Here is a 643-nt window from a genome sequence, read left to right on the forward strand (position 1 = left end):
CGGGGCGGGCGCTGCCGTTGCGGGCAGCCTGCAGGTGGCACAGGGCGCGTCCCTGTCCGCCCAGGGGGAAAGCGGCGTCACCGGCGGCGCTGCCCTGGAAGGCAGCCTGACGGCGGTTTCCACCGCCTCCGGCGGCAAGGCTGTCGGCGGCCCCGTCACCTTCAAAAGCGCCGCAGCCCGGCTCACAGTGCAGGAGTACGGGGACAATAACGGCGTCATCCCCGTGGCGCTGGATGCTGCCCTGACGGCGGAATACGAGCTTTTCGCCTCCGGCGGCGTGACGCTGAATGAGGAAAAAACCGAGGCTGCCACCAGCGGAGTCCAGGGTGAGGTCACCGTGGGGGCCGCCCAGGCGCGCCCCATCTGGAACACCCAGAAGGAAGGCCAGGCCGCCTATACCAACGGTATCTTCACCCTGCCCCTTGTCCTCACGGACGGCATGACACTGACCGTGGAAGAAGGCGCGTCGGGTACGCTGACCGTCCCTGCGGACGTGAACACCCTCACCCTGCAGGGTCCCGGTCAGGGGGTGACGATGGAAGGCGCCAATATCGTGATCGGGAACCGCATGCATACCACGCTGAACATCACCGGACTCGCCATGCAGGCCAAAGACGGGGAGTCCTGCCTGTGGGATACGCAG

The 643-nt window shown here is 67.3% G+C and carries 1 protein-coding gene; it reads left to right on the forward strand.

Features of this window, described 5'->3' with window-relative positions; translation table 11 throughout:
- Positions 1-643: hypothetical protein (locus ABC831_RS26410; RefSeq protein WP_343251050.1), on the forward strand; the 643-nt coding region annotated here is incomplete at both ends.

The organism is Diplocloster hominis, assembly GCF_032380655.1.
GTDB classification, from domain to species: Bacteria; Bacillota; Clostridia; order Lachnospirales; family Lachnospiraceae; genus Diplocloster; species Diplocloster hominis.